Below are 2,408 nucleotides of genomic sequence, written 5' to 3'. Positions count from 1 at the left end.
CCAGCGACACCGACGGCGAGGGCCAGCACCCTCGTCGCTCGGGGCGAAAGAGGGTGGGGCGTCCGGGAGGGTGCGGGGTGCATGGTCCGCAGCCACAGCCACACCCCGAGCGGCAGGAGCAGCGCCGCAACGAGGAGACGGGTTTGTAGGCGGCGGTTCCGTCCTTGATCACGATGAAGCCGCGGGGTCGGGCCGGGGATCCTCCGCCGCCTTCTCCGTTCTTGGCTGCCGTGGTGTCGCGGCCGACGCCGCCGAAGCCGTAGGCGATCTCGGCGACGGGTGACGGTGATGTTGCCGCTGGTGACGGGCTCGCCGTAGACGGCTCGTATGGAGGCCCGTGCGCCGAGTTTGTCGGCCAGGTGTTCCAGCAGGTGGGCGGAGGCGCGGGCGCGCCAAGCGTGAGTCTGATGCTGCCCGAGCGGGGCTCACCTTCGAACCCTAGTTTTGCTGGCTGAGCGAAGGCAGTTCTGGGGCTCCGCACATCCGTGGCCGGGTCGGGCAGATGGGCTCTTCAGTCGGGGCCGCTCCAGTCGAAGGGGAAGTGCTTGCTCGACTTCCCGGTGCGTTCCCAGACGAAGCCGAACGCGTCGGCGCGGTCGGCGGTGGACCGCCCCCATGTGGCGATCTGGCCCGGCCCCACCTCGGAGCCCGGGGAGTTGAGGACCTGGACGCGTGCGCCGTTCGGGGTGGTCGGGCCGGTGAGAGCCTCGGCGGTCGCCGTGACACGGCCCGGGATCTCGGCTCGCCACGTCGCGAGGTCCTCGTCGATCTCCACGTGGATCGGGGCGACGTCCATGCCCCGCATCTCGGGGTGGAACATCGCCCCGAACTCCGCCGGCCATCCGCCCGCCTCGCCGCCGAAGACGGTCCCGAGCGCGGCCCGCTGCTGATCGTCGGCACGCTCGTCCAGGAAGACCGCGGCGTACGGCTCGGTATGCGTGCCGGCCCACGGGTTGCCCTCGAACGACCCGAGCATCACGACATTGAGATCGTCGAGCCGTACGTCCCCGAAGTTGCCCTCCCGAATGTGCCAGACCATGACGCCTTCACAGTCGCCGTAGGTCGGGGGCTGCGCGAACGTGCACGGGCACGGAATCGCGCACTTGCATACGTCGAACCAGTCGCCGGCCAGATGCCAGCGCGTGCCGGTCGTGGCCTGCTGTGTCATATCGTTCCTCCAGCCGAGCTCCGAGGAGCTCACTCGGAGTGGCGAGACCGCGTGTCCCGAGCCCGATCCCCGGGATCGGAGGACGGTCTCCCTTCCAGCTTGCACCTCACGTCCCGGGAGGGAAACCGGCCGACGTCCACGGTGGAACGCGCCCAAGCCGGTCCGGCTGCTGGGCACGCCCCAGGGCCACCCCCGCCTCCCCCTGACGTACCGCTGTCCGAAGGGACTACCGCGTGCGCACGGAGGATCACATGCCGTCCATGGACGGCATCGAGCCCTCCAGCCCCGGCAGCATCCAGTCCTGGAACGGTGCGAGCAACGCCAGGACGAGGAAGGCGACGCCCACGACACCGCTGAGGAGGACGCCTCGAGACCACAGCTTCTCCACGAAGATCACCAAGGCCAGTCCCGCCATCGCCGCCACGTTCATCACGCCGAGCGGAACGAAGACCACCATCAGCCCAGCACAGCAGCCGACGCAGTACGCGCCGTGATGCACACCCACCCGCAGGTCGCGGGCCGACCGCCGGAAGCCGGCGTAACGCACCAGATGACCCAGCGGGTCGCGGCAGTGCCGCAGACAGACATTCTTGAGGGGACCGAGCTGATACAGGCCGGCGAGCAGGAAGGCGACCGCACCGATCCAGCGTCCGGCGGTGGGATGATCGTCCACCAGACCGCCGGTGATGGCCAGGGCCGCATAGGCGAGCAGTCCGAACGCGGTCCACACGAGCAGGTATCCGCCCACGAACTCGACGGTGCGGGCGGTCCGGGTCCAGCCGGAGGACTGCCGGCCGATCCCACGTACCCAGGTGATGGCCACCGGCGCCATGGACGGCAGCATCATGGCCGCCATCATCGTCACCCAGAGCAGCAGGAACAGGGGCAGCGCCATCCCCATGGCGCCCGGCTCGACGCCCATGTCCCGGGCCTGACCGATCGTCAGCACCCAGGCGGGCACCGCGATCAGCACGACGAGGATCCAGGCGGCCGCGAGATCCCGCTTGGGCAGCAACCCCCCGCCGGCACCGGTCGGGGCGGTCGACCGGGCGGGTACGAAGGCGGGAATCCGGCTGCGACGCATCGGCGTACCTTCCTGCGGCTGCTTCCAGAACAGCACACGTCCCCCTGCGACGCGACCGGGTCCGGCGCGGCAGGTCCTCGCGGACAGCCGGATCAGCGAACGCGCAGGTCCGAGTGCCGAGGTCGACGTGCCTCACTCCTCACCGTCCTGCGGGGG

2 protein-coding genes are annotated in these 2,408 nt (G+C 70.2%); both read right to left on the bottom strand.

Translation table 11 applies throughout. The features are described 5' to 3' along the window. Positions 1 to 511 precede the first annotated feature (511 nt). The gene (locus VIU94_RS06780; RefSeq protein ID WP_331908607.1) at positions 512 to 1,168 is read right to left on the bottom strand and encodes a DUF1326 domain-containing protein; all 657 of its coding nucleotides are present in this window, start codon (positions 1,166 to 1,168) and stop codon (positions 512 to 514) included. Positions 1,169 to 1,415: 247 nt separating this feature from the next. Further along, positions 1,416 to 2,252 carry a DUF2182 domain-containing protein gene (locus VIU94_RS06775; RefSeq protein WP_331908605.1) on the bottom strand — a complete coding sequence of 279 codons (837 nt, stop codon included), beginning with the start codon at positions 2,250 to 2,252 and terminating at the stop codon, positions 1,416 to 1,418. Between the last annotated feature and the right edge of the window lie 156 nt (positions 2,253 to 2,408).

The sequence above is a fragment of the Streptomyces sp. genome (assembly GCF_036566765.1).
Taxonomy (GTDB): Bacteria; Actinomycetota; Actinomycetes; order Streptomycetales; family Streptomycetaceae; genus Streptomyces.
Note: the sequence above shows the minus strand (reverse complement) of the source record. Positions and strands in the feature narration are given on the sequence as shown.

Bases quoted from the DNA above. Each gene is read 5' to 3' on its own strand.
- VIU94_RS06780 (WP_331908607.1), bottom strand. From the start codon at position 1,168: ATGACACAGCAGGCCACGACCGGCACGCGCTGGCATCTGGCCGGCGAC.
- VIU94_RS06775 (WP_331908605.1), bottom strand. From the start codon at position 2,252: ATGCGTCGCAGCCGGATTCCCGCCTTCGTACCCGCCCGGTCGACCGCC.